Annotated in this window: 19 protein-coding genes and 1 pseudogene; 4 read left to right on the top strand and 16 right to left on the bottom strand. The window is 61.9% G+C overall.

All coding sequences use genetic code 11. From position 1 onward, the window contains the following. Positions 1-62: 62 nt before the first annotated feature. Positions 63-285: pseudogene (locus AC5Y5E_RS16345) on the bottom strand (enoyl-CoA hydratase/isomerase family protein); the annotation flags it as partial. A gap of 91 nt (positions 286-376) precedes the next feature. On the opposite strand from AC5Y5E_RS16345, the gene AC5Y5E_RS16340 reads away from it, so the two are divergent. Next, positions 377-1492, top strand: a complete 1116-nt coding sequence (locus tag AC5Y5E_RS16340) for an epoxide hydrolase family protein (protein ID WP_499903997.1) — start codon at positions 377-379, stop codon at positions 1490-1492. Between the two features lie 371 nt (positions 1493-1863). Here the strand turns inward: AC5Y5E_RS16340 and AC5Y5E_RS16335 are convergent, their stop codons facing one another. The 5 genes from AC5Y5E_RS16335 to AC5Y5E_RS16315 form a co-directional block, all read right to left on the bottom strand. Next, positions 1864-2658, bottom strand: a complete 795-nt coding sequence (locus tag AC5Y5E_RS16335; protein WP_163681504.1) for a VOC family protein — start codon at positions 2656-2658, stop codon at positions 1864-1866. Positions 2659-2747: 89 nt separating this feature from the next. Continuing rightward, on the bottom strand, positions 2748-3968 hold the full coding sequence (locus AC5Y5E_RS16330; protein ID WP_426646461.1) for an amidohydrolase family protein: 1221 nt from the start codon (positions 3966-3968) through the stop codon (positions 2748-2750). A 44-nt stretch (positions 3969-4012) separates the two neighbouring features. Further along, entirely contained in the window at positions 4013-4834 is an 822-nt protein-coding gene (locus tag AC5Y5E_RS16325; protein ID WP_426646460.1) for an acyl-CoA thioesterase, read from the bottom strand. A gap of 21 nt (positions 4835-4855) precedes the next feature. Next, entirely contained in the window at positions 4856-6067 is a 1212-nt protein-coding gene (locus AC5Y5E_RS16320) for a CaiB/BaiF CoA transferase family protein (RefSeq protein WP_499903996.1), read from the bottom strand. After that, positions 6064-7560: an aldehyde dehydrogenase family protein gene (locus AC5Y5E_RS16315; RefSeq protein ID WP_426646459.1), complete on the bottom strand. Its 1497-nt coding sequence runs from the start codon at positions 7558-7560 to the stop codon at positions 6064-6066. Before AC5Y5E_RS16315 ends, AC5Y5E_RS16320 begins: the two co-directional genes overlap by 4 nt. 159 nt (positions 7561-7719) lie before the next feature. Here AC5Y5E_RS16315 and AC5Y5E_RS16310 point away from each other — a divergent pair, with 159 nt between their 5' ends. Beyond that, entirely contained in the window at positions 7720-9201 is a 1482-nt protein-coding gene (locus AC5Y5E_RS16310) for a class I adenylate-forming enzyme family protein (RefSeq protein ID WP_426646457.1), read from the top strand. Between the two features lie 22 nt (positions 9202-9223). Here AC5Y5E_RS16310 and AC5Y5E_RS16305 read toward each other — a convergent pair whose 3' ends face one another. The 4 genes from AC5Y5E_RS16305 to AC5Y5E_RS16290 are packed head-to-tail and all read right to left on the bottom strand — an operon-like array spanning position 9224 to position 12685. After that, a complete protein-coding gene (locus tag AC5Y5E_RS16305) occupies positions 9224-10030 on the bottom strand; it encodes an NAD(P)-dependent oxidoreductase (RefSeq protein WP_499903995.1) in 807 nt (268 codons plus the stop codon). Position 10031: 1 nt separating this feature from the next. Then, positions 10032-11255 (bottom strand): cytochrome P450, encoded by a 1224-nt coding sequence (locus AC5Y5E_RS16300; RefSeq protein WP_499903994.1) that lies wholly within the window; start codon positions 11253-11255, stop codon positions 10032-10034. After that, positions 11255-11461: a ferredoxin gene (locus AC5Y5E_RS16295; RefSeq protein WP_499903993.1), complete on the bottom strand. Its 207-nt coding sequence runs from the start codon at positions 11459-11461 to the stop codon at positions 11255-11257. Before AC5Y5E_RS16295 ends, AC5Y5E_RS16300 begins: the two co-directional genes overlap by 1 nt. Positions 11462-11485: 24 nt before the next feature. Beyond that, positions 11486-12685 (bottom strand): amidohydrolase family protein, encoded by a 1200-nt coding sequence (locus tag AC5Y5E_RS16290; protein ID WP_426646450.1) that lies wholly within the window; start codon positions 12683-12685, stop codon positions 11486-11488. Positions 12686-12955: 270 nt separating this feature from the next. On the opposite strand from AC5Y5E_RS16290, the gene AC5Y5E_RS16285 reads away from it, so the two are divergent. Beyond that, a complete protein-coding gene (locus AC5Y5E_RS16285; protein ID WP_174814304.1) occupies positions 12956-13414 on the top strand; it encodes a TetR/AcrR family transcriptional regulator in 459 nt (152 codons plus the stop codon). Between the two features lie 201 nt (positions 13415-13615). Here the strand turns inward: AC5Y5E_RS16285 and AC5Y5E_RS16280 are convergent, their stop codons facing one another. Next, positions 13616-14638 carry a DUF2889 domain-containing protein gene (locus tag AC5Y5E_RS16280; RefSeq protein WP_499903992.1) on the bottom strand — a complete coding sequence of 341 codons (1023 nt, stop codon included), beginning with the start codon at positions 14636-14638 and terminating at the stop codon, positions 13616-13618. Positions 14639-15362: 724 nt separating this feature from the next. On the opposite strand from AC5Y5E_RS16280, the gene AC5Y5E_RS16275 reads away from it, so the two are divergent. Then, positions 15363-16190: a mycofactocin-coupled SDR family oxidoreductase gene (locus AC5Y5E_RS16275; protein ID WP_083174163.1), complete on the top strand. Its 828-nt coding sequence runs from the start codon at positions 15363-15365 to the stop codon at positions 16188-16190. Positions 16191-16553: 363 nt separating this feature from the next. Here the strand turns inward: AC5Y5E_RS16275 and AC5Y5E_RS16270 are convergent, their stop codons facing one another. The 5 genes from AC5Y5E_RS16270 to AC5Y5E_RS16250 all read right to left on the bottom strand — a co-directional run bounded on the left by AC5Y5E_RS16270 (position 16554) and on the right by AC5Y5E_RS16250 (position 21743). After that, the gene (locus tag AC5Y5E_RS16270; RefSeq protein WP_083174151.1) at positions 16554-17468 is read right to left on the bottom strand and encodes an LLM class F420-dependent oxidoreductase; all 915 of its coding nucleotides are present in this window, start codon (positions 17466-17468) and stop codon (positions 16554-16556) included. A 174-nt stretch (positions 17469-17642) separates the two neighbouring features. Beyond that, complete coding sequence (locus tag AC5Y5E_RS16265; RefSeq protein WP_426626848.1) at positions 17643-17837, bottom strand: ferredoxin; 195 nt, start codon at positions 17835-17837, stop codon at positions 17643-17645. Next, positions 17834-19024, bottom strand: a complete 1191-nt coding sequence (locus AC5Y5E_RS16260) for a cytochrome P450 (protein WP_426626847.1) — start codon at positions 19022-19024, stop codon at positions 17834-17836. Before AC5Y5E_RS16260 ends, AC5Y5E_RS16265 begins: the two co-directional genes overlap by 4 nt. A gap of 174 nt (positions 19025-19198) precedes the next feature. After that, the gene (locus AC5Y5E_RS16255; RefSeq protein ID WP_142275159.1) at positions 19199-20956 is read right to left on the bottom strand and encodes a VWA domain-containing protein; all 1758 of its coding nucleotides are present in this window, start codon (positions 20954-20956) and stop codon (positions 19199-19201) included. Then, the gene (locus AC5Y5E_RS16250; protein ID WP_426626846.1) at positions 20940-21743 is read right to left on the bottom strand and encodes a CbbQ/NirQ/NorQ/GpvN family protein; all 804 of its coding nucleotides are present in this window, start codon (positions 21741-21743) and stop codon (positions 20940-20942) included. The genes AC5Y5E_RS16255 and AC5Y5E_RS16250 overlap by 17 nt, the downstream gene beginning before the upstream one ends. Positions 21744-21763 lie beyond the last annotated feature (20 nt).

Genomic DNA, 21763 nt, shown 5'->3' with positions numbered 1-21763 from the left:
CGTCTGCGTTGTCATTGCCGAAGACGACGATCCTCCCCCGGGGCGTTGCGCTAGGGGTTGCAGTCACCTCCTGCGAACACGTGACTAGTACCGGTGATCATCAATCCAGCCAGGTCCGGATCCGCGCTGACTCGCCTGATCGCGTACCGAATGCCGTAGTACATCGCGGGAGTCACGGCGTTGCGCCCCTGCGGGCGATCGAGAGCGCAGATCGTCGTTTCGCCAATACGGTTCAACATGAGAAGGGGTATCCAACCACTCGCCGTCGGGCTGGGCCATCAGCATCCTGAGATCCGAGACGATCCTTCCACGGGGTAATTGGTAAAAAACAGTTATACAGTTATAGAATTCATTCGACCTGTGATATAAAGGGCGCATGCCCTCCATCAAGCCTTTCCGGATTTCGGTTCCCGATGCCGCACTCGACGATCTGAAGGCGCGGCTGAAGCGAACCCGTTGGCCGGAGGCCGAATGCGTCGACGACTGGAGCCAGGGCATGCCGCTCGCCTACACTCGCGAGTTGGCTGAGTATTGGTCGACCGAATACGACTGGCGTGCAAGCGAGTCCGCGTTGAACAGATTCGATCACTACACCACCGACATCGACGACTTGGACATCCATTTCATTCACCAGCGCTCCCCGCTGAGCGACGCACTTCCGCTGGTGATCACCCACGGCTGGCCTGGATCAATCGTTGAGTTCCACAAGGTGATCGAACCACTGACGGAAATGGGATTCCACGTGGTGTGTCCGTCGCTGCCCGGTTTCGGCTTCTCTGGCAAGCCCACGCATACCGGTTGGGGCGTCGAGAAGATCGCCAGCGCGTGGAATACGCTGATGGGCCGTCTGGGATACGAGCGGTACGGGGCGCAGGGCGGCGACTGGGGCGCCGCCGTGACCACACAGCTGGGCCGTGCCGGCGGAAGATGCGTCGCCATTCACCTCAACATGCCGGTCAGCTTTCCGCCGGCGGACATGGGCCAGCCGACTGACGAAGAGCAACAGGCGCTAGACAGCCTCGCCTACTATCAGCGCTGGGACTCAGGCTATTCGAGCCAACAGGCAACCAGGCCGCAGACCCTCGGCTACGGTCTTGTGGACTCACCGGTCGGGCAGATGGCGTGGATCGTTGAGAAGTTCTGGCGTTGGATGGACTGCGACGGCCACCCGGAGAACGTGCTGACACGCGACGAGCTCCTCGACAACGTGATGCTGTACTGGACGACCGCGTCGGCGGCGTCGTCGGCCCGCCTGTATTGGGAGAGTTTCTTCTCCACCTTCGGCGGTCAATTCGATCGCGTAGAGGTACCCACCGGCATCGCGGCATTTCCGAAGGAAGTATTCAAGACGCCCCGTAGTTGGTGCGAGCCCAACTACAACATCACGCGTTGGACGTCCATGCCGCGCGGCGGTCACTTCGCCGCGTTCGAGCAGCCCGAGCTCTTCGTCGACGACGTGACGTCATTCTTCGCTACGGTGCGAAAGAGCTGAAATATCGGGCTGGTTGGTCAACCCGCGATGGCGTCAAACTCAGTGCCGAGTGCAAGGATGTCGGGTCGGTGTCGAGGTTCGACCGCACAGGCCGGTGCGCGATTTTGCGTCCGCTCACCGCGGTTGCGATACGGGGAGTCGCGGCTTCACCACCCGTCGTGATCGATGGCATGCTCGCCGCGGCTGGATTCACTGTGGTGCAGCAGATTTCGACAACGAGATCTCGACCTCGTCAGCGAAGCGCGCCATGCCGCCGCCCGACTCCGGTACTCAGCTTGGGCAGCTGCTCGGCATCCGCGCAACCGGGCGCCGCTCTTCTACCCCGGCTCACCATGCCAATCCGCATGATGGGTGTGGGCCGATGCGGACACCTATTCGGCAGCGAACTCCATCATCACGCCCCGATTGTCGGCGGGCATAATCGCGAGAGTGTCGGTCTGGTCGCCCGGAGCTAGCTCGACACCGTGGCCGGCGAAATGGGCTGCGGCCGCACCGAGATCATGAACTCCGAAGACAACCGACCGCACACCATCGCCCCACCGTCGCAGGTGACGGTCGATGACACCGGCGCCGGTCGGGCTGATCAACTCGACCACAGTGTCCGCCAACTGAAAACCTGTCACCCTTCCGGCGATGAACGGACGGTCTTCCTCGTAGAGTTCGTCGATGACGAATGTGTCCCGAAAAAAGGCCAGTCCAGCGTCGTGGTCAGCGACGGCCACGCTGTAGCGCTTCAGGCCGGTGTACCCGATCGGATGATCGCGCCGCCAATAGTCGGCCGACTTGAGGGGTTCCTTCCAATCGAAGGGCTCGTTGTGGAAACTGTGGTCGTAGAACTCGAACGCAATTCCCATGCATGGCTCCGGTTCGGTGTGAAAAGCCATCCCGATGTCTCTGATCAAGCCCACACCGCGGGCGGCAAGCTGGTGACGGGTGGCACTCAGATCGTGCACCTGGTATTCGATCCCCACGTAGTGGGGGCCATATCTGCCGTTGAGCAGAAAATGTTCCGGTACAAAGAGCTCGAAGAGCACGCCACCAACGTAGACGAGCACGGCATGCCAATGGGGTGCCGGTATGTCGTAGACGTACTGCGCGCCCAAGACATCGGTGAAGTGTGCCATGGTGAGCTCGAGGTCCCGCGCAGCAATGTTGATGTGCTGCATCTCCAGGCATTGGATCGATCCATGTGTGGCAGCGATCCGGCCGTCCTGCTCCGCGGCAGGCGACGCGCCAGTATTTCGCTGGGTCACCATCAGATCGGCAGCGCAGCGCCTGGGATCCTACCGACCTCGTGCTCAGCGATGTTGAAGCAGCGCATCGCGTTTCGGTAGGCCACCTTTTTGCGGTCCTCCTCGTTGAGCGCGCTCAGCTTGGTCGTCAGCGAACCTTGGATCTCTTCGCCGAATAGGCACGTTGGGTGTGGATAGTCCGTCTCGAACATGATGTTGTCGATCGGCAGCAGCGCGAGGTCGTCGGGGCGGAGATTCTCATACCAGGTGTTGACGAAGACCTGGCGCCGGAATGCCTCGCTCGGCAGTTCGTCGGCCTTGAGTTCGGGACGGTTTTCCCACGGCCGGTACCGGAGGAAGTGGACGTCGAGGGACTCCAGCAGGAACGGCACCCAGCTTGCGCCACTTTCGACTATGGCGAATTTCATGTCGGGATAACGAGGCAGCACCCCGGACATCAGCAGCTTGCTGCAGGCGTTGGCGTTGTCAAGGAATGACTTCACCACATCGACGACGGCACGGACCCGGTCCCCGCCCACCGTCCGTTGAGTCGGATCGACTCTGTACTCAGCCGGGTTCATCGTGGTGCCGGCGTGAAAAGCGACCGGGCCCCCGGATGCATTGATGACATCCCACATCGGGTCCCAGTGCCGATCCGACAGCGGCGGCTCGCCGTGGTATTCGGGTGTGCCCGACAAGACCCAGCCTTTGTGACCGAGGGCAGCGCAGCGTTCCAGTTCTTTGACACACCGATCGATATCCCAGTACGGGACGACCGCGAGCGGGATAAACCGGCCCGGCTCCCGCTCAGCCCAGCTCAGGACGAAGTCGTTAAACGCTGCAATAACGTCGAATTGGAAGTCGAGGGTGGCTCCGGGGATGGTGCGATAGCGATCCGGATTCGTCAGCCCGAGGTTCGGGTAGAGCGCTGCCATGTTGATGCCGGCCTCGTTCAGCACCTTCACCCGCTCCGTTGGATCCCACGACGACGGGTGGACCTCCTCGACGCGTTGCGGCACCTCGGGAAAGTCGTCTTCTCGGCGATGCGGCAGCGGATTGTCCGCTTCCTGATAAAAGACGGTAAAGGCCAGGGAGTTGACGATCTCGTCCCCGATACACCAGACATCCATCTCCAGATCGTCGATGTAACGAATCCGCGGAATGAGCTCACCCCACTTCGACGGCATCCGCGAGGTCCAAGTATCCGGCGGCTCGCACACATGACTGTCTGCGTCGATGATCATCTGTGTCTCCTCCAATTATGTTGACACGAATCAAAAGTCATGAGTTACCACTCTCGAACGAGGCCCACCTGGGTCACAGAGGCCACGTGGTTGCCGCGCCCATCGAAGAACCGGCCCATACAGAACGCCCTGCCTTCCGAGGCACTGGGCGACACCTGCTCGAGGAGCAGCCACTCATCAATGCGGAAGGGGCGATGAAACCATAGACAATGATCGAGGGTGAACGTCTTGATATCGCGATGGGGCTTGATTTCGTGGGGCGTAAAGGCGCTCATCAACAATGTCAGGTCAGCGACACATGTGGCGATGGCACTGTGGACCGCTTGGGGAGCGTCGAAGGGTGCCGATGTCCGCACCCATTGGCGCGACAGCGTGCCCCGGCCGGTTGTCGTGAGAGGTCCGCGCACATGCGAATCCGGGTACCAGTCGACTTCCAGAGAAGACCATCGTCGATAGAATTCCGGCCAGTCCTCGGGAAATGGACGCAGGCCCGCGCCAGCCGACGGAGGACCGTCGACAGCTTCGGCAGCCAGTTGATGCTCTGGTCCGTTTTCTGGAGCGTGGAACGCGGCCTGCATAGAGAGGAGCTGTCGACCCTGCTGCTCGGCTATGACCCGCCTGTTGGACAGCGAGCCGGAGTCGCGCAACCGCTCGACGTGAAATTCGATCGGGGGACCGATTAGCCCCGTGGAGAGGAAGTGGGTCTGAACAGAGTGCGGGACACGTTTTTCCTCGACGGTCTTGGCTGCTGCCAATAGCGCTTGACCCGCCGCCTGTCCGCCGAAGACCCGAGGCATACCGATGTCGGGCGTGATCCCTACGTAGGAATCGCTTGCGACGCGTTGGACGTCGAGCAGGTCGATCAAGGAGGCGACAGTCGCGACCATCTAAAGTACGACCGACTTGATCTTGAAGTCGATGATCTGGTCTTCGTCGTATCCGAGTTCGGCCAGTAGTGCATCGGTGTGCTCACCGTGTTCTGGTGCGCACCTGAGTGATAACGGCGTCTCGTCGAACTGGACCGGGCTGCCTGCCAACGCGAATTCGTTGCCGTTGGTATCAGTAGTGCGGGGCAGATAACCATTCGCAATCACCTGGGGGTCGTCGTGGATCTCGCGCGCGGTGCGCATCACGTCCCACACTCCCTCGAAATCTGCAAAGACGTTCTCCCAGTGCGCTAAGTCCGCGGCTGCAAACGTCGACCGCAACTCGGCGATGCACTCCTTGCGATTCTCGAAACGCACGGGCGCAGTGGCGAATCGCTCGTCCGAAATCAAGTCCGGGCGACCTAGGCGCATACAGAAATCAGACCAGAACCGGTCGGCCTGAAGAAGTACAAAGGCGATGAACCGGCCGTCGCGTGTCTTATAGAGGTTGACACCCGGGTTGGGCATCTCCTCGAGCGAGAACTTGGGAACGTCCTGACCGGTGACGCCCGCGCCGACGATGTTGGGTCCGAGTTGCCAGATGGCGGCGCTGAGCAGAGAGACGTCGACAATAGACGGTTCACCCGTCCGCTCGCGCTTCACCAACGCTCCGGCGATTCCTGCGGCGATTGTCAGGCCGCCGTACACGTCACCAAACGCCGGCAGCTGAAGCGGCGGATAGGCCCCGTTGCCGGCGGCGTAGCCCTCACCGATCCCTCCGCGCGCCCAATACGCGGCCAGGTCGAAACCACCTTGGTTTGCCGCCTCCCCCTTCGTGCCATAACCATGGCCGCGGGCATAGATGATCTTGGGGTTGCGCGCGCGGACCTGGTCCACGTCGATTCCCATGCGTCGCCGAGAGTCCGGCAGCAGGTTGGTGAGGAACACGTCGGCTGTCTCAATCAGCTTCATCAACACCTCGCGGCCCTCCGGACTGGAAGTGTCCAGACCGATGCTGCGCTTTCCGCGGTTCGGCTGTTCGATGAAGTGGTTGACGCCGCCCGCTCCGGCGACGATTCCCGAATTGATCAGTCCGCGCTGCGGATCACCGGTCTCGGGATGTTCGATCTTGATGACGTCGGCGCCCCAATCGGCGAGCACCGCGCCAGCGGCCGGAACGAAGGTCCACGCGGCGAGCTCGACGACGCGAATCCCGCTGAGCACATCGGTCATGCGCTGGTGTATCCAATCGACTTGGTCTGAAGATGCTGCTCGAAGCCTTCGTGACCGTTTTGCCTACCGACGCCGCTCATCTTGTAGCCGCCGAACGGTGCGTCGGCGCCGTAGAACATGGCGCCGTTGAGCATCAAGCTGCCGGTGCGGATTCGCCGGGCCACCGCCATCGCCCGGTCGGGCGAACCCATCACTGCACCCGATAGACCGTAGGTCGAGTTGTTCGCCAGCTCGATGAGCCCCTCATCACCTCTGTCGTACGGCGTCACGGTAATCACCGGCCCGAAGATCTCCTCCTGAAACAGGCGGTGGCTCGCGTCCACATCGGCGAAAACGGTCGGTGCTACGAAGTAGCCGCGATCGAGTCCCTTCGGCTTGCCGCCGCCGACTGTCACCCGCCCCCCTTGCTGCTGGCCGATATCGATGTAATTCAACACGCGGTCACGTTGCTTGGCCGACACCAAGGGGCCGCAGAATGTCGCAGGATCGGTAGGGTCACCGACGGGAACCGCCGTGAACGCCGCAGTGGCAACTTCCACGGCCTGGTCATACACCTCGCGGGGGACGAGCACCCTGCCAGTCATCGCACAGGCCTGACCCGAATGCATCAGCGCACCAATGCATCCCGGCAAGACGGTATCCATGTCGGCGTCGTCTAGCACCATGTACGCCGACTTGCCTCCCAGCTCGAGCAAGGTGCGTTTCATGGTGTCAGCGGACAATCTCTGAAGCAGCTTGCCGACGGCCGTCGAGCCGGTGAAGGAAACCATGTCCACGCGCGGGTCGGTGGCGAGCAGCTGGGCGACGCCGTTGTCGGACGTCGGAACGACGTTGAACACACCCGCTGGGATGTCGGTGCGCTCCGCGACGATACGGCCCCATCGCAGCCCGCTCCAAGGTGTCTCCATGGCCGGTTTGAGCACCATGGTGTTGCCAGTGGCAAGTATCTGCGCAATCTTGTTACTGATGATCTCGAACGGGAAGTTCCACGGCGTGATGGCCCCCACCACGCCGAGCGCCTCTTTGACCACTTTGCGGTGATACGGCGCGCCCAGTAGCGCACCGTCGGAAAGCTTCCGCTCCCATGGAAACTCGGAGATGTACTGGGCGGGCCACCGAACGGCGTCAGGGATCGGCCACTCCAGCTGGGCAAGGTATGTCGACGAGAGCGGCGCGCCGACCTCGGCGACCAGCTCGGCACGGATGTCCTCTTTCTCCTGCTGAAGGGCGTCGTGAAGCTGCATGAGGCAGTGCTGACGGAATTCGTGATTGGTCGACCAGTCGGTCGTGTCGAAGGCACGCCGCGCTGCGGCGATCGCCGACTGCATATCCTCGGCGCCGGCGTCGGTGGCGACGCCCAGCACCTCTTCGGTGGCTGGATTGATGTTTTCGGCAGACATTCCGGTCAGCGAGTCCCGCAACTTCCCATCGATGTACAAGCGGGTTTCGGCATTGAACGGGAGTGTCGATGCGGCAACCGACGAACTCGTCATGGAAATGTCCTCTCGCTGGGCTGGCGGCACGCTCTAGCATAAATCATAATAGATAACTATTTATCTGATTTCGCGCAATCGTCGGTGCCTGGTGCGGAACGCGGCATTACTATCCTAGATTCTGTCACCAAGTAGATTACTCCACGGAGGGACGCACAGATGGCCCCACGCACGGTCGTCGAACAGCTTGAAGCTGGTGCACTGGACCGCCCCGACAGCCCCCTCCTGCTCGAACCAACCGGCGCGGGACTGACCATCGGTGAGGTGTCCTACCTGTCTGCTGCAGCGGCACGCTGGTTGGCCGCACACGGCGTCAATAGCACCATGACCGTCGCTTGGCAGCTACCCAGTCACTGCGCTGCCGCAGTCCTGATGTTGGCGCTCTCGCGAAGCGTGTCCGTCCAGGTCCCGGTGCTGCACTTGTTCCGACAGCGAGAGGTAGCCGCCGCACTCGAAATCGCTGGCGCCGACGTGTTGATCGTTGACGAGACCACACAGCACAACGCACCATCGGATACACCCGTGATTTGCCTGCCCTCCGATTTCCTCGACGTCCTTCGGACCATGCCCGATGACCAGCCATCGGAGGGCGCAGCGAACTTCCCTTCGGACTACGCACGATGGGTCTTCTTCACGTCCGGAACGAGCGGGCGCCCGAAAGGGGTGCGACACAGCGACAAGTCGCTGTTGACCGCGGCGCGTGGCTACGTGAAGTATCTCGGCCTGGGATCCGCGCCCGACGACGTTGGGACCATCAACTTTCCCATCGCACACGTTGGCGGCATCTTCTATGTCTCGTGCGCCCTTATCGGGAGGTTCTCGGTTCTGTTGCTGCCGCGGGTCGGGCCGGACATCGCCGCAGTGCTTGCAGCCAATCGAGTGACGTTCACTGGCTCAAGTACGGCGTTCTACCAGATGCTGCTCTCCGCACAGCTCTCCTCAGGTGGTGATGCTCCCGTCATTCCAACGCTTCGCATGCTGATCGGTGGCGGTGCACCCTGTCCGCCAGAGCTGCACGAGAAGATCAGACTCGTGCTCGGGGTGCCCGTACTGCACGGCTACGGCATGACTGAAGCCCCCGCTATTACCGCCAGCCAGGCCTCGGACAGCTTTGAGCAGCGGTCGAACAGTGCGGGTCGCCCCGTTCCCGGCGCCGAAGTCCGTATCGCGCCGACGGGAGAGGTCGAAGTGCGCGGCGATGTCCTGACACCCGGCTACGTCGACGACGAGCAATGGGCGGCATCTCTCACTCCAGAAGGCTGGCTTCAAACCGGGGACACCGGATATTTGCGGGCTGACGGCCGGCTGGTGATCACCGGCCGGATGAAGGATCTGATCATTCGCAAAGGTGAGAACATCGCTCCCGCCGAGATCGAGAACGAGCTACTCGCACACCCGCTCATCGACACCGTCGCCGTCCTCGGCCTGCCCGACGAGATACGCGGCGAGCTCGTCTGCGCGGTCGTCCAACGATCACCCAAGCACCGCGATGTCACACTCGAAGAGATCTGCCAGTTCCTCGATGAACGTGGCTTGATGAAGCAGAAATGGCCCGAACGGCTGTACATACTCGATGAATTCCCCCTGACCGGTTTGGGCAAAGTGGCCAAGCGCGAACTCGCAAAACACTTGACAACCTGAGTCGCCGACACCCCGGGCGGAATCACGTCACGGACAGTGGTCCTTTTTCCGCGACACCGCGCACAAAGTCGATCGACACACCCATCTCCTCGGCCAGCGCTATCGCCGTCGCGACGTCCTTACGCAGATACGGCGTCACGCGGCGCTCGAACGGAGCAAGACCGCCGACTTGCCGCACTCGCTGAAGGGCGGCGCTACTGCCGCTACACGCACTCAACGCGGCGAGTAGCGACCCCTCGTCCAAGCCCAACTTTGCTCCAGCCGCGGCCGTATCCGCGAGCAATTGCGAATTCGCCGCGAACAGAAGGTTATTGAGCAGCTTGACCAGCAGCGCGCTGCCCAGCGCACCAGTCGCAATGATGGGATCGGCGTAAGCACTTACCACGTCGCGCGCAGTATCGACCGCATCAGGCTCCCCGCCCAACAGGACCGTGAGCCTGCCCTGAAGAATGTCTTCCGAATCTCCACTGATTGGCCCGTCGATCACCCGAACATGCGGCGCTGTTTGGGCGATGTCGGCGACGAGCGCCGGACTACCCGTGGTGTGCGACACGACGATCGCACCCTCGGGCAGATGAGCAAGGAAGCCTTCCTCGCCAAACGCCGTTTCACGCAGCTGCAGATCAGAGAACAGACACAGAATCAACACGTCACTGGCTCGCGCGAGCTCCTTGAGCGAGCCAGCCAAACCAGCCCCACGCGCGGCATGATGTTCGCACACCTCGGGTCGGCGCGCATAGAGCACGACTTTGTGCTGACCGTGATCGAGCAGCCGCGACACCATCGGCGCACCCATTTGACCGACGCCGAAGAAACCGACTCGTGACATCTCATGGCCCCGAACTGAAATTAAGACGAGGCCCCGGCGTGAAACGGATCGGCAAATGGCGCACAGCGTAGACCTCACCAGCGTCCTCGAACCGCACGATCTCGCCGTCGATCGCGAAATCGGGCAGACGGGCCAGTATTTCGGAGATCATCTCCTGGAACATCACCCGGGCGAAGTTGGAGCCGAGGCAACGGTGAGCGCCGAGGCTGAACGCGAGGTGGCGGTTCGGTGATCGGGTCAGGTCGATTTCCTCGGGCTTATCGAACACCTTCGGATCGCGGTTGCCCGAGGCGAACATCAATATGACCCGGTCTCCCGCACGCAGCTTCTGACCGTGAAATTCGCAGTCCCGTTTGACGACTCGATAGAGCCCCTGCGTGGGAGTGTCGTGCCGGAGGAACTCCTCGGTCGCCGCATCGAGAAGCTCGGGATCGTCAATCAACTGCTGGCGCAATGCCGGATCTTCTTCGAGCCGAACCAGCGCATTACCGGTCAGTCCGCTCGTCGTGTCCATGCCGGCAAGCAGCAGGAGGAAGATGTACCCGATCAGCTGCTCCTCGGTGAGCGGCGCGCCGTCGACTTCGGCTTGCAGGATGACACTGATCAAGTCGTCGCCGAAACCGTTGGTCCGCCGCTCCTCCATCGCACTCACGATGGCGCCGTAAATATTCATGACGCCGTTGCCGGCCCGCTCGGGGTCGTGCGAGCGGTCGTGAATGGCGGAATGGATCCACTCCACCCATTCCGGCCAACGGCTGTCGTCCAGACCCAACATCTGCAGGATCCAGCGCGCTGGCAGTGGGGTGGTCAGCTGTTGGACGATGTCGGCTCGGCCGGTCTCGATGAAGTCGTCGACCAACTCCGCCGCTAACTGGCGAATTCGGGGCCTCCAACGCTGGGCAGCGCCCGGGGAGAAGCGCGGCAATACGATACGGCGGCATGCGCCGTGCAGCGGCGGATCGATGTCGATGGGAATCAACGGATCCGGGGACAGCGCCGGCACCGCTTTCTCCACGCCGTTGCCGAACAACTCGGCGTCCTGCGCGGCGTCGACGATCGCGTCGTACCCGAGAAACAGCCAGAACCCATCCCACGCGGTCGAACGCAAAACCGGGCAACGATCGCGAAACTCAGAGTAGATCGCGAAATTGTTCTCCCGGAAGTACTCCGAATGGTGGTCGAGGTCGGTCGAGGCGTTCTCGGTGCCTGAGTCGATAGTCGTCATCACGCGTCCTTTAGGTCGTCGATCTTGATCGCTCGCTCGGGACATTCCTGTTCGGCTCTTCGGATCAAATCTTTGTCCTCGAGCGCGATTCCGTTTTGGCTCGCCACCGCTCGATCTTCGAGTTCGAGGAATTCGAAAGCGTTGGGCGCTATCGTCAAGCAGCGTGCATGTCCTCGACATCGCTGCGGGTTCACCGCGACCCTCATTCGGCCTCCCATTGTCTTCACCCGTTACACATTGGCGGGTTGCGGCTCGGCCGTCCTTGGGAAGTTGAGCATGCGCCGCGCGTTGTCCTCGACGATGAGCGCACATTCGTCATCGGGCACCGTGGCAAGCACTTCGGCCGCACGCTTGCGCGAGTTCGGCCAGTTCGAATCCGAGTGCGGGAAGTCGATCTCCAAGGTGATGCGATCAACACCGATCGCATGGCGGTTGGCCAATCCGTGCTCGTCATCGATAAAGCAGCCCCAGAAGTGGGAACGGAACAGATCAGAAGGGCGCGCGTCGAAATCGATCGGCTGGTAGTAGCGGTGACGCTCCCACACGTAGTCCGTGCGCTCCAAAATGTAAGGCACCCAACCGATACCGCCTTCGGATAACGAGATCTGAAGGTTCGGAAACTTCTGCAGTTTGCCGGAGAACAGCAGATCGACGGTTGACCACATGAGATTGGTCGCAAACAGCGCAATCGCCACCGCGAAGGGCGCCGAAACGTCTTGGTTAGCCAGATCATTCTGGAAGGTGCTCGTCCCCGAGAACGAGAATCCGGGAACGTAACCGCCCGACCCGAAATGCAGTGCCAGCGGCATGCCCGCGTCCGAGCACACCTGCCACAGATTGTCCCAGTGATCTGAGTGAAACGACGGCAGACCCAACGACACCGGGCTGTCGGGAAACGACACAGTACGCGCCCCCTTCGAGGCCAGCCGCTCGGCCTCGACGACGCAGGCGTCGATGTCCCAGACCGGAAGCAAACCAAGCGGGATGAACCGGTCGGGCGCCGTCGCGCACCACTCGTCGATGTGAAAATCGTTCCACGCCTTCACGCACAGCAGAGCCAGCTCGCGATCGTTACCCCGATAAAACGTCCCCCCCGCAAACCCCGGGAAGGAGGGAAAGCACAACGCCGCCTGAACCCCGTCGAGATCCATGTCCGCGACCCGCGCCGCGGGATCGTAGCAGCCGGGAATCATATCCTCGTAGCGCACCGGATCGGTGCCCCACTCCTGCGGCGGCTTGCCCGCTACCGCGTTCAGCCCGATCGTCGGATACAGCGTGTTGTCGTACGACCACAAATGCTGGCCATCGACCTCGACGATCCGGGGTCCGGCCTCGCGAAACTTCTCCGGCAAGCGGTCTTGCCACACACGTGGATGCTCGATGAGGTGATCATCGACCGACACAATCTGATGGGTGTCTTGTAATGGCATTCTTCGCTCCCTACGCCCTGCCAGAGGTCGCCGATCGGCTGACTCTACCCGCGAATCTGTTATCGACCAGATTCTATAGCGTCTTCGAATCCTATCCCTGGCCGCCGGTGTGATCAAGCGTTTCTTGCCGTGGGCGGAACCGCCGGCACACTCGGGCACCGAGGTCCCGCCATTGGTGGCACTTTACGCAGAAGAATCGCCCTTTCCGGGCCGCACGGCTGCCTGCACGCCGCCCCTCAAAGAGCCCAGAGCAAAATCTGCGACTAGCTGTTGATTTTCAACTATCTAGTTGAAACTTTGCATCAACGCCAGGGCGGCACTCAAGACCGAACGTGGCGTGGGCCGAACGAAGATGACGCACATTGCGAACAGGGCAGGGTACACCGCAGCACCGTTTACAGCTACTTCCCGAATCGCGATGCCGTGCTGGCCGAATGTTTTCTGCGCGCCGTGACCGCAGTGCTCGATGCGGCAGAGTCCTGTTGGGAGACAGACGAACCGTTCGCCGACCAGCTGGTTAACAGCTGCATAGTCGGCCTCGCCGTAACGAGAGAATCGCCGACCATGCGAATGTTGACCTTCGATGATGAACTGGGGCGCACCTACCGTGCGGCTTCAGCGTCCGAGAAGTGGCAGAACCGCTTACAAGACGATCTCGGCGAGCGATTCGCCGCCGCCGCAAAGGGCGAAGTTCGCGACGATGTGGCTCCAGAGACGATGGCTCACTAGGTGACTCGCATCTGCTTTAGCCTCATCGCTGAGCCTGGACCGGCCGAATACGGAGGCGACGAGCGCCTGCTGCGGGCCTTTCTACCTGGAGCGTTTTCGCCGCGGTGAAGCTGTATCGGGTGGCCGGTGTGGACGCGGCGGTTCGATCTAGCGCCAGCCTGCTACAGAAGAACGGCGATCGGAGGCGTCCGCCCCCAGGCCTCAGCCAGCGGGTAGCAGTGCGACCAATGCTGCGGCGTCGCCGATGCTGCGCAGCAAGTCGTTGAGGTGGGTGCACGTCGACGTTCCGTGAAGTTCGTGCCGAATGCGAAAGTGCAACTGGTCCAACCTCATTCCGGCGAGGCGGGTCGCGCTGGCCACGGCGCCCGGGCATTCCTGCCAGGGGAGCACCCGGGCTACCGCCTGCGAGCTCAAGATGGTCTGGGTATCGGAATCCACCACTGCCTCGACGGTGTACTCGTGGATGATAGTTTCCGTGACGTCGGCCCGGACGTAAGTGTCGCGAAACATCGCGTCGACTTCTATTTCGGGCCCTCCCCCACGGTTTCCCACGTCCAGCCTGCGCCGACGACGCATCCCGTGGACAGGGAGCACTACCATCTCGTGCCATGCCAGCGGGTCGCCGGGGTCCTCGAGGCCCGGCGCCGGCGGTCCGGTCACAACGGCAGGGTCTCCAGCCTCGAATGAGGTCATCAGCAGACCGCCGGTCACAAAGCCCGCGCATTGGTCGGCGATCGGGAGATAGCCCGATGTGGCGCCGTTCCCCAACGGGCCGGACGCCGACAACGCATGCCCGGAGATCAGGGTGGCGACCGGAACATCGTCGAGCAACGTGTAGCGCAAGTCGCGTCGCTCCCTTAATTGCGGAGCCGTCGCGTCGACCGCAGCTCGGAAGCCGCTCATCGCCGGGGCGCCCACCAGACGCATACCCGCGACCACCGGCTCAACGTCAATCCGCTGGACCACGCGGGCGAGCATCTCGACGGTCACTCGCGTTCGGGCTTGGCCCATCTCAACGGCAGTTCCGTCGTGCATGGTAACGAGGTCGCGAGCCCGACCCGATAGATGCACCGGATCCAGCGAGCCCGGATCCCGCGTTATATCAATGGAACTCGTGCGCCGCACCGAGCCCGGGCGCCGCGGCGGCGTGCCCGTCGTCGGCTCGTGAATACCGTGCAGGGGATGCATCCCGAAACCGGGTGCGCCCAGGTTGGTCCTGCTCATAGCAGCATCACGAGTTCACTGTGCCGAACTCCGCCGCAGCGAGGACGGTGTAGAACTCCAGCATGTTCCGTCGGAGTCGTAGAGCCGCAAAAACTCGGCGTCCGCCCGCGCGCACAACATCGGTCGACCCGTCAAGGACCACTTTGCCCTCCAGGATTCCCATGAAGTGTCTCCCTTGCCATCCGGCGCGCGGCCGGTGTGGATACGTGCCAACCTAAGGCCCTCGTCGGACTCGTCGACCTCATCGGCCGGCATGGGAACCTCGTCGCTGTGAGTCGTCAAAGTACGTGAGCGCATTAGAAATCTAACGTAAAGTAGAAAGCTTTCTCAAGATTGCGTCCATCCAGCCATCAGCTCTCGAATTCAGTGTCGCATCGCGCTTGGAAGGCCTTATACGGATGGGCAGCGCACCCACGCCGGTATGCAGACCCAGGCGGCCGCGGATCTGCCCCACCCGAAGAGCGCGCAGCGAACGAAGCAATTTCGCGCCGAACTAGCACCCTTCGCTCACTGCTTCATTCCTTCCGGCGGAGCTGCCTGTTGTTCGTCTGAGAGCGCGGACTTTCGTGCTGGTGTATCGGTTCGTAAAGCGGGGAGGAAGAATCCGATAACCATTTTTCTATATCCTGGTAAGGTTTCTCATGCGTCGTAAGGCTTCGACGCTGGGCGGATCAGTGGGACTGATACGCGCTCGATGCGCGTCCGGAAGGAAGGAACGCAGATCATGGGTTTGCTTGACGGTCGGGTTGTTTTCATCACCGGCGCGGCGCGCGGTCAGGGCCGCTCGCATGCAGTCACTCTCGCAGAAGAAGGCGCCAACATCGTCGGCGTAGACATCTGCCAGGACCTCGACGCCGTGCCCTACAAGTTGGGCACGTGGGAGGATCTCGAAGAGACAGCACGGCTCGTCGAGAAAACGGGCCGACAGATGCACCTCCAGGCGGCCGACGTGCGGGATAAGTCGGCCCTACAGGCCGCGTTCGACGCAGGTGTACGGCAGTTCGGGCACATCGACACCGTGCTGGCCAACGCCGGGATCATCCTCACCAACCCTGACGAGGCCGACGCCTCGCAGTCATTGCGGCTAGGCATCGACGTCATGCAAATCGGTGTCTGGAATGCCTTCCAGGTGGCGATCCCCCACCTGAAGGACCGTGGCGAGGGCGGACATTTGATCGCCACTAGTTCCATGGCGGCACTGCTGGACATGACCGATGGCGGTGGAGGCTCCGACGCCTATCTGATGGCCAAGCTGGCCATTGTCGGACTCGTCCGAGCGTACGCCAATTTGCTTGCCGCCCATCGAATCCGGGTCAATGCTGTGGCGCCGACCAACTGCGCGACGCCGATGGTCCTAGAAAACCCGGCACTGTTCAAGGTGATCGAGCAGACGCCACACATGGCCACCGCGATGCAAACGGCATTGCCGGACTTCCCGATGATCGAGCCCAAAGACGTCAGCAACGCCATCCTTTTCCTACTGTCTGACCTCGGACGGACATTCACCGGCAGCCTCCTCAAGGTCGACGCAGGCATGGACATCCGCCGTTGAACAGTTGCCACCCTGGGCACGGCGTGACGCTCCGAAGCGCAATGCTTTAGCGCTACCCGACCCACCAGACCCGAGCCTTCGCCGAGCAACCTCGAGGTCACGCCCGGGCAGTGAAGACAACTCAGCAGCGTCCCTTTGCCGTATTGTGTAGCGACTCCCAGAACGTGTGCTCGGTCCTGACTCCGTGTTACGGCAATTGGCTGCTGACAGAGCAGGATTCGTGGAGTGTGGCGGCGGCCGGGAAGTAGGGAGCGGTCCATCGCACCCAACGCTTCGTCGAAAATGATGTCCACCAAGTGGATCGCCACGCCACCGCGTGAACGGCTTGATCAACTGCTGCAGCGGGCCATCGATTCGTGCTACTCACATACCAACTATTGGCACGAGCGCCTCACCCACATCTGTGATCAGTCCCGGCGTATAGCCGTGTGACGGCAGGTTAACGACCACCCCTCCGATGCCGACGTCGATTACGTAGCGCTTGACCTGCTCGGCGATGTCGTTGAGAGTCCCTACGGCCACACGAGAATTCAGCACAAATGTGTCAGAAGCGCCGGCGGCGTCAGTAACGACGAGCTGTATCAGAGCACTCGTCTCAAGGGTGACCGGATCGCGATCGTGCTCCCTGCACCGTCGCATGATGGCTTCGACCTTGCCCGGCAGCCGGTCGAACGGAGCAATGACATTTAGATGGTCGGCGTAGCGGGCAGCCATCGCGAATGTCTTCCTCTCCCCGCTGCCGCCGATCAGAATAGGCATGTCGTCGCGAATGCGCGGGTTGTTCAACACGGATTCAGCGCGGTACCAGCGGCCTTCGAATGTGGGTCGCTCCCCTCGGATCATCGGGGTAATGATCTGTAATGCTTCCTCGAGGCGTTCGAAACGGTCGGTGAAGGTACCGAATTCGAAACCGAGTTGCCGGTGCTCGAGTTCGAACCAGCCGGCGCCAATGCCCAGAAATCCCCGGCCGCCGCTCATCACATCGAGGGTGCTCACCGACTTCGCGAGCAGCGCAGGGTTCCGGTAGGTGTTGCCGGTGACGAGCGTGCCCAACCGCACGCGCCGCGTGGTCGTGGCTAGCCCCCCGAGCGCGGTGTACGCCTCCAGCATCGGGTCGTCGAGCGCACCTAGATGCGGAAGTTGATAGAAGTGATCCATCAGCATCACCGCATCGAAGCCGGCGGCTTCGGCCTCTTGGGCCTGGGCAACCACGGCTGTGTAGAGCTCAGAAACCGGCGCGTGGTACGAAAAATTGGGGATCTGCAGGCCGAGCCGCACAACGCCGCCAGCACGGTGAGTGGACTTCGCGGCGTCGGCAGCTGACGGCACCAATACGACGGTCAACCCCCTTCATCGGGTCGGCTACACAAGCACGAAATGTGAACAACGTCGGTCACTGGGACCGCGGGCAGGAAACGGCGCTGGGAGTGCTATGGGGGACTCGATCGCCAATCAATCTTCGCCCAAGCTGATGGCCCGTTCCGGACAGTTGGCCACCGCCGAACGTGCCTCGGCGAGAAGACCTTCGGGGACCACACCGTCGCCGAGGACATGTCCATAGCCTTGGTCGTCATCCTCGAAGAGACGCGAAGCCAAGGAATAACACAGTCCGTGGCCGGTGCAGGCGCTGTCGATTCTGAGCTTCATCCCTCTGCCTTGTCGAACTCCAGGTGAAGCGATTCGAGCCCTATGGTGCCATGAGGCCAGTGCACTTTGGGTGTGGTGCCGGGCTTGATCCGGTAGTGCGGAATCCGCTTGTGCCACTCCTCATACACGATGCCCAATTCAAGTCTGGCGAGATGCGAACCCAGACAGCGGTGTGGTCCCATCCCGAAGCTGATGTGCGGGTTTTCTGGCCGGTGAAAGTCGATTTCGTGCGGGTTTTCGAACACGGCGGGATCGCGGTTAACGGCGCCGAGATACGTCGACACACGTGTTTCGGCACGGAGCCGCGCCGACTCGATGTGAGCCTCGGCGGAGGTAACCCGAGGGATGAATGGGGCGGGGGGGTCCAGCCGAAGCAGCTCTTCCACCGCGGCGGGAATCAGAGCAGGGTCGTCGATGATCTCCTGCCGCTTGCCCGAATTCTCCGCGAGCCGCTGCATCCCGCAACCTAGCGTGTCGGTCACGGTGTCCAACCCGGCGAGCACGAACAAGAAGCAGAGGCCGACGGCTTCGGGGTCGGTGAGATCCTCGGGTGGTTGTTTGGCCAATATCTGGCTCAGGACGTCGTCACCGCCCTTACCGCGGCGCTGGGGAATCAGTTCAGTGAAGTACGTGTACATCTCGAGCGCCTTCATCATGCCCTCTTGAGCGGCGTCGTCCTCGGCGGCGAAACCAGCTCCCGCGAGGCCGATCACTGCGTTCTTCCACTCCCAAAACTGGTCGCGCATCTCACGCGGCAATCCGAAGAACGTGAGGAAAGCCTGGATCGGGAACACCTGAGCGACCTCGCTGACGAAATCACAATGGCCACGCCGCGCGATCGGGTCGATGAGTGCGATCATCTGAGGTCGCAGTTCGGCTTCCATCGGTTTGATGACTCGCGGACTGAAGAACGGCTGCAAGATCTGACGATAGCGCGTCTGCGTCGGCGGATCGTAGGCGATAGGCACGAGCGGCACCGGGCTCTGCAGCATGTCGAACGCCTTCGCCGAAGAGAACGGGTCGGGGTGTTTGAGCACCTCGTCGGCACCGCGGCGGGTGGTCACCGCATATCCATCGGCAATAGCGATCAGCGAGGCAACTTGGGTGGCCTGCCACGCCTGGTCGCGTGCGACATCCATGGGGAGGCAGTCCATATCGATCTGTGGAATTGCGTCAGCGGTAGTCATCGTCCCTCGTCCCTCGTCCCCGTATGAGTGTGTCGTGTTCACGTCGACTATCTTCTAGAATCTAACTCACAGTCGAAAGTGTTGGCAAGGAAGCTCGGAAGTGAGCATCCATCCAATCGCGGCCTCCGGCTTCAGTGGGGCTCGGGGCCGTGCACTCCTTAGGCGAAGAAAACGTCACGCGGGCACAGTGAACGAAGTGTGGTCTCCACGGCGACGCGTATCAGTCAGCGCTTGGCGAATGAGCTTTCCGAGTTGGCGCTCGATCCCGCTGATGTTAGCGACGTGCAACGCCGAGGCCGAGTCAAGCGCGTCGCGTTGAACGTGAGACTCATTGCTGTTCGGTGCAGTAACTCCGACGCATACGAAGCCGACGCCCCGCAAGCGGGCTTCGCTCATGGCGTGGCGGGTGTCGCCCGAGGCCTGGGCGCCGTCGTATCCGTCATCGTAGGGGTGCCCGTCCGAAACGAGGATAACCACCCGCTTCATTCCCTCGGTCTGACGTTCCAAGATGGAGGTGCAATGGCGAACGGCACCGCCGATTCGCGTGAAGCCCGCCGGACTCAGGTGGCCGATTCGCTCGATGGTCAAGGCCGACAGACTTTCTCGTAGACCCTTGATCGGCATCACGTGGACCATTTCGCGGCCCCAACTACGGAACGCGTAGAACCCAACAGGCACTCCGAGCGCATCGAGCGCGGTTGTAATGCGATAGGACAGCTTGAGGTGTTGGTCGAACACCGAGCCGGTTTCCCCGTCCGCGCGCGCGGTCGTGTCCAGCGTCGAACTGCTGACGTCCAAAAGTACCAACGCCGCGAGGCCCGGTCGTTGGCGCTTCTTCCCGATGAAAGGTAGCGGCGCAGAGCCGAATCGGCTTCGGCGCCAGTATGCCAGGTCGACGACACCATCGGTGTGCAGTTGTTCACCGAATTCGCTGCGCCCGTACGGCGCAATCTCCAGCACGTTACGAGCAAGGCTGCGTGTAAGCGCCGTCGGAGCCCTCATTACGTCGATGCGAGCGAGTGCCGTGTGGTCACGGAAGCCATCCGGATTCCATGGCTCGAGTTCGTGCACGGTAACCCAGTCGTTGCGATACCGCTTCGAACTCTCGTCCCATTCCGGATAGCGGGCGTCGCCACTGTAACCGCCGAAGATGAAGCTGTGAGCGGCCGAGGCGATGCGCCGGCCGATGTTGACTCTACGTCCGCCGCTGGGCCGCATACTCGGTTTGGCCACCGGCGTTCCACCGCCGGCTTGGGATGCCGCATCCGCAGATTTGCCGCCAGAGTGCTTGAACAGACTCTGGATCAGTCTGGCCATCGGGTGGTTCGGCGTCAGCGGATTGCTCAGCAGATCGAGAGACTTGGCCTCATCGCTGTTGGTGTCGGGATCGTCGGCCTCATCGGCGTTTGAGTCATTGCGTATCTTCACGTCGCCGTCGTGCTCCCGGCCTGTGCGCGCTGTCGCCGCCAGTACCGCACGCGCAGGTTTGAGCTGACCGAAGAATTCGGGTGCGGGAGGAACCTGGGTTCGCGCCAATGCCATCCGCATCGACTCTTCGGCTGAGCTGGTCCTGGGAACGTCCATCAGCCCAGCCGCTAATGCTGTTACAAAGGGCGGCAATCGATTCGAGGTCAGCGAGAGCGCACGCAGACCTTCCATGGCGCAGTACCGCGTGCACGCGTTAGACCGCCCGATGAGGTGACGCAGGACCCGCGGATCAAATGATCCGGCACCGTACATCGCGGCTTGTACGACTACTTGTGCCCGGGTCAGCGTGGTGAGCCGCCCGCCGTCGACTGTGATCGTGTTTCCCGACATATAGACGCCCTCGTCTTGCCCGCTCGCGGCCTTGACACACACCAGGCGTCCCGACACCGCACGGGCGAGCATTTGCAGGCCGGCGACCGTCGGTTGATCAGTCGATGTAGGCATCGATCAGTTCAGCGATCGACCTCGTGACCGTCGCGTCGTCGGTCAGCATGGCCGCGATCGCGCTCCTCGCCGCGCGATTGAGCGCCAGTCCGTTGACGTGCAGCCGCGCCGCCGCGATCAAGGCCCGGGTCGACACCATCTCGGACATACTCGGCTCGTTCAGATGTCGCACTGCTTGACCCAGTCGCACCAGAGTGGTGACGGCCTCGTCCGAGGCACGAGACTGCTCCTTCACTATTTGCTGCTCGAGCTCCGGTGGTGCGAAGTCGAGTTCTACCGCCACAAAGCGTTGACGCGTTGAGGGCTTGAGGTCCTTGAGCAACGTCTGATAACCAGGGTTATAGGACACGATCAGCATGAATGACTCTGGGGCGTCCAGTGTTTCATTGAGTCGATCAATGAACAACTGTCGCCGATGGTCGGCAAGGGAGTGAATAACCACCGTTGCGTCAACGCGGGCTTCGACGATCTCGTCGAGATAACAGATGGCGCCACCACGAACCGCGGCGGTCAGCGGTCCGTCCTGCCAGACGGTGTCCGCGCCCTCGAGCAGATAACGCCCCACCAGATCTGCGGCGAGCATGTCCTCATGGCACGACACCGTGACCAGGTCCAGTCCGAGTCGACGTGCCGCACTCTCCACCAACTTTGTCTTTCCGCAGCCCGTCGGCCCCTTGAGCAGCACCGGCAGACGCGCCCGCCAGGCTCCGAGCAGGATGTCCAGTTCATCGCCGACGGGATGGTAGTCGTCGACGACGCCGAGCGCGGGATTGTGATTATTGATCACGGGACCACGTTGGCAGGAGT

It is taken from the genome of Mycobacterium sp. NGS54 (genome assembly GCF_059812465.1).
The sequence above is the reverse complement of the archived record's forward strand: the minus strand, read 5'-3'. Positions and strand labels throughout refer to the sequence as shown.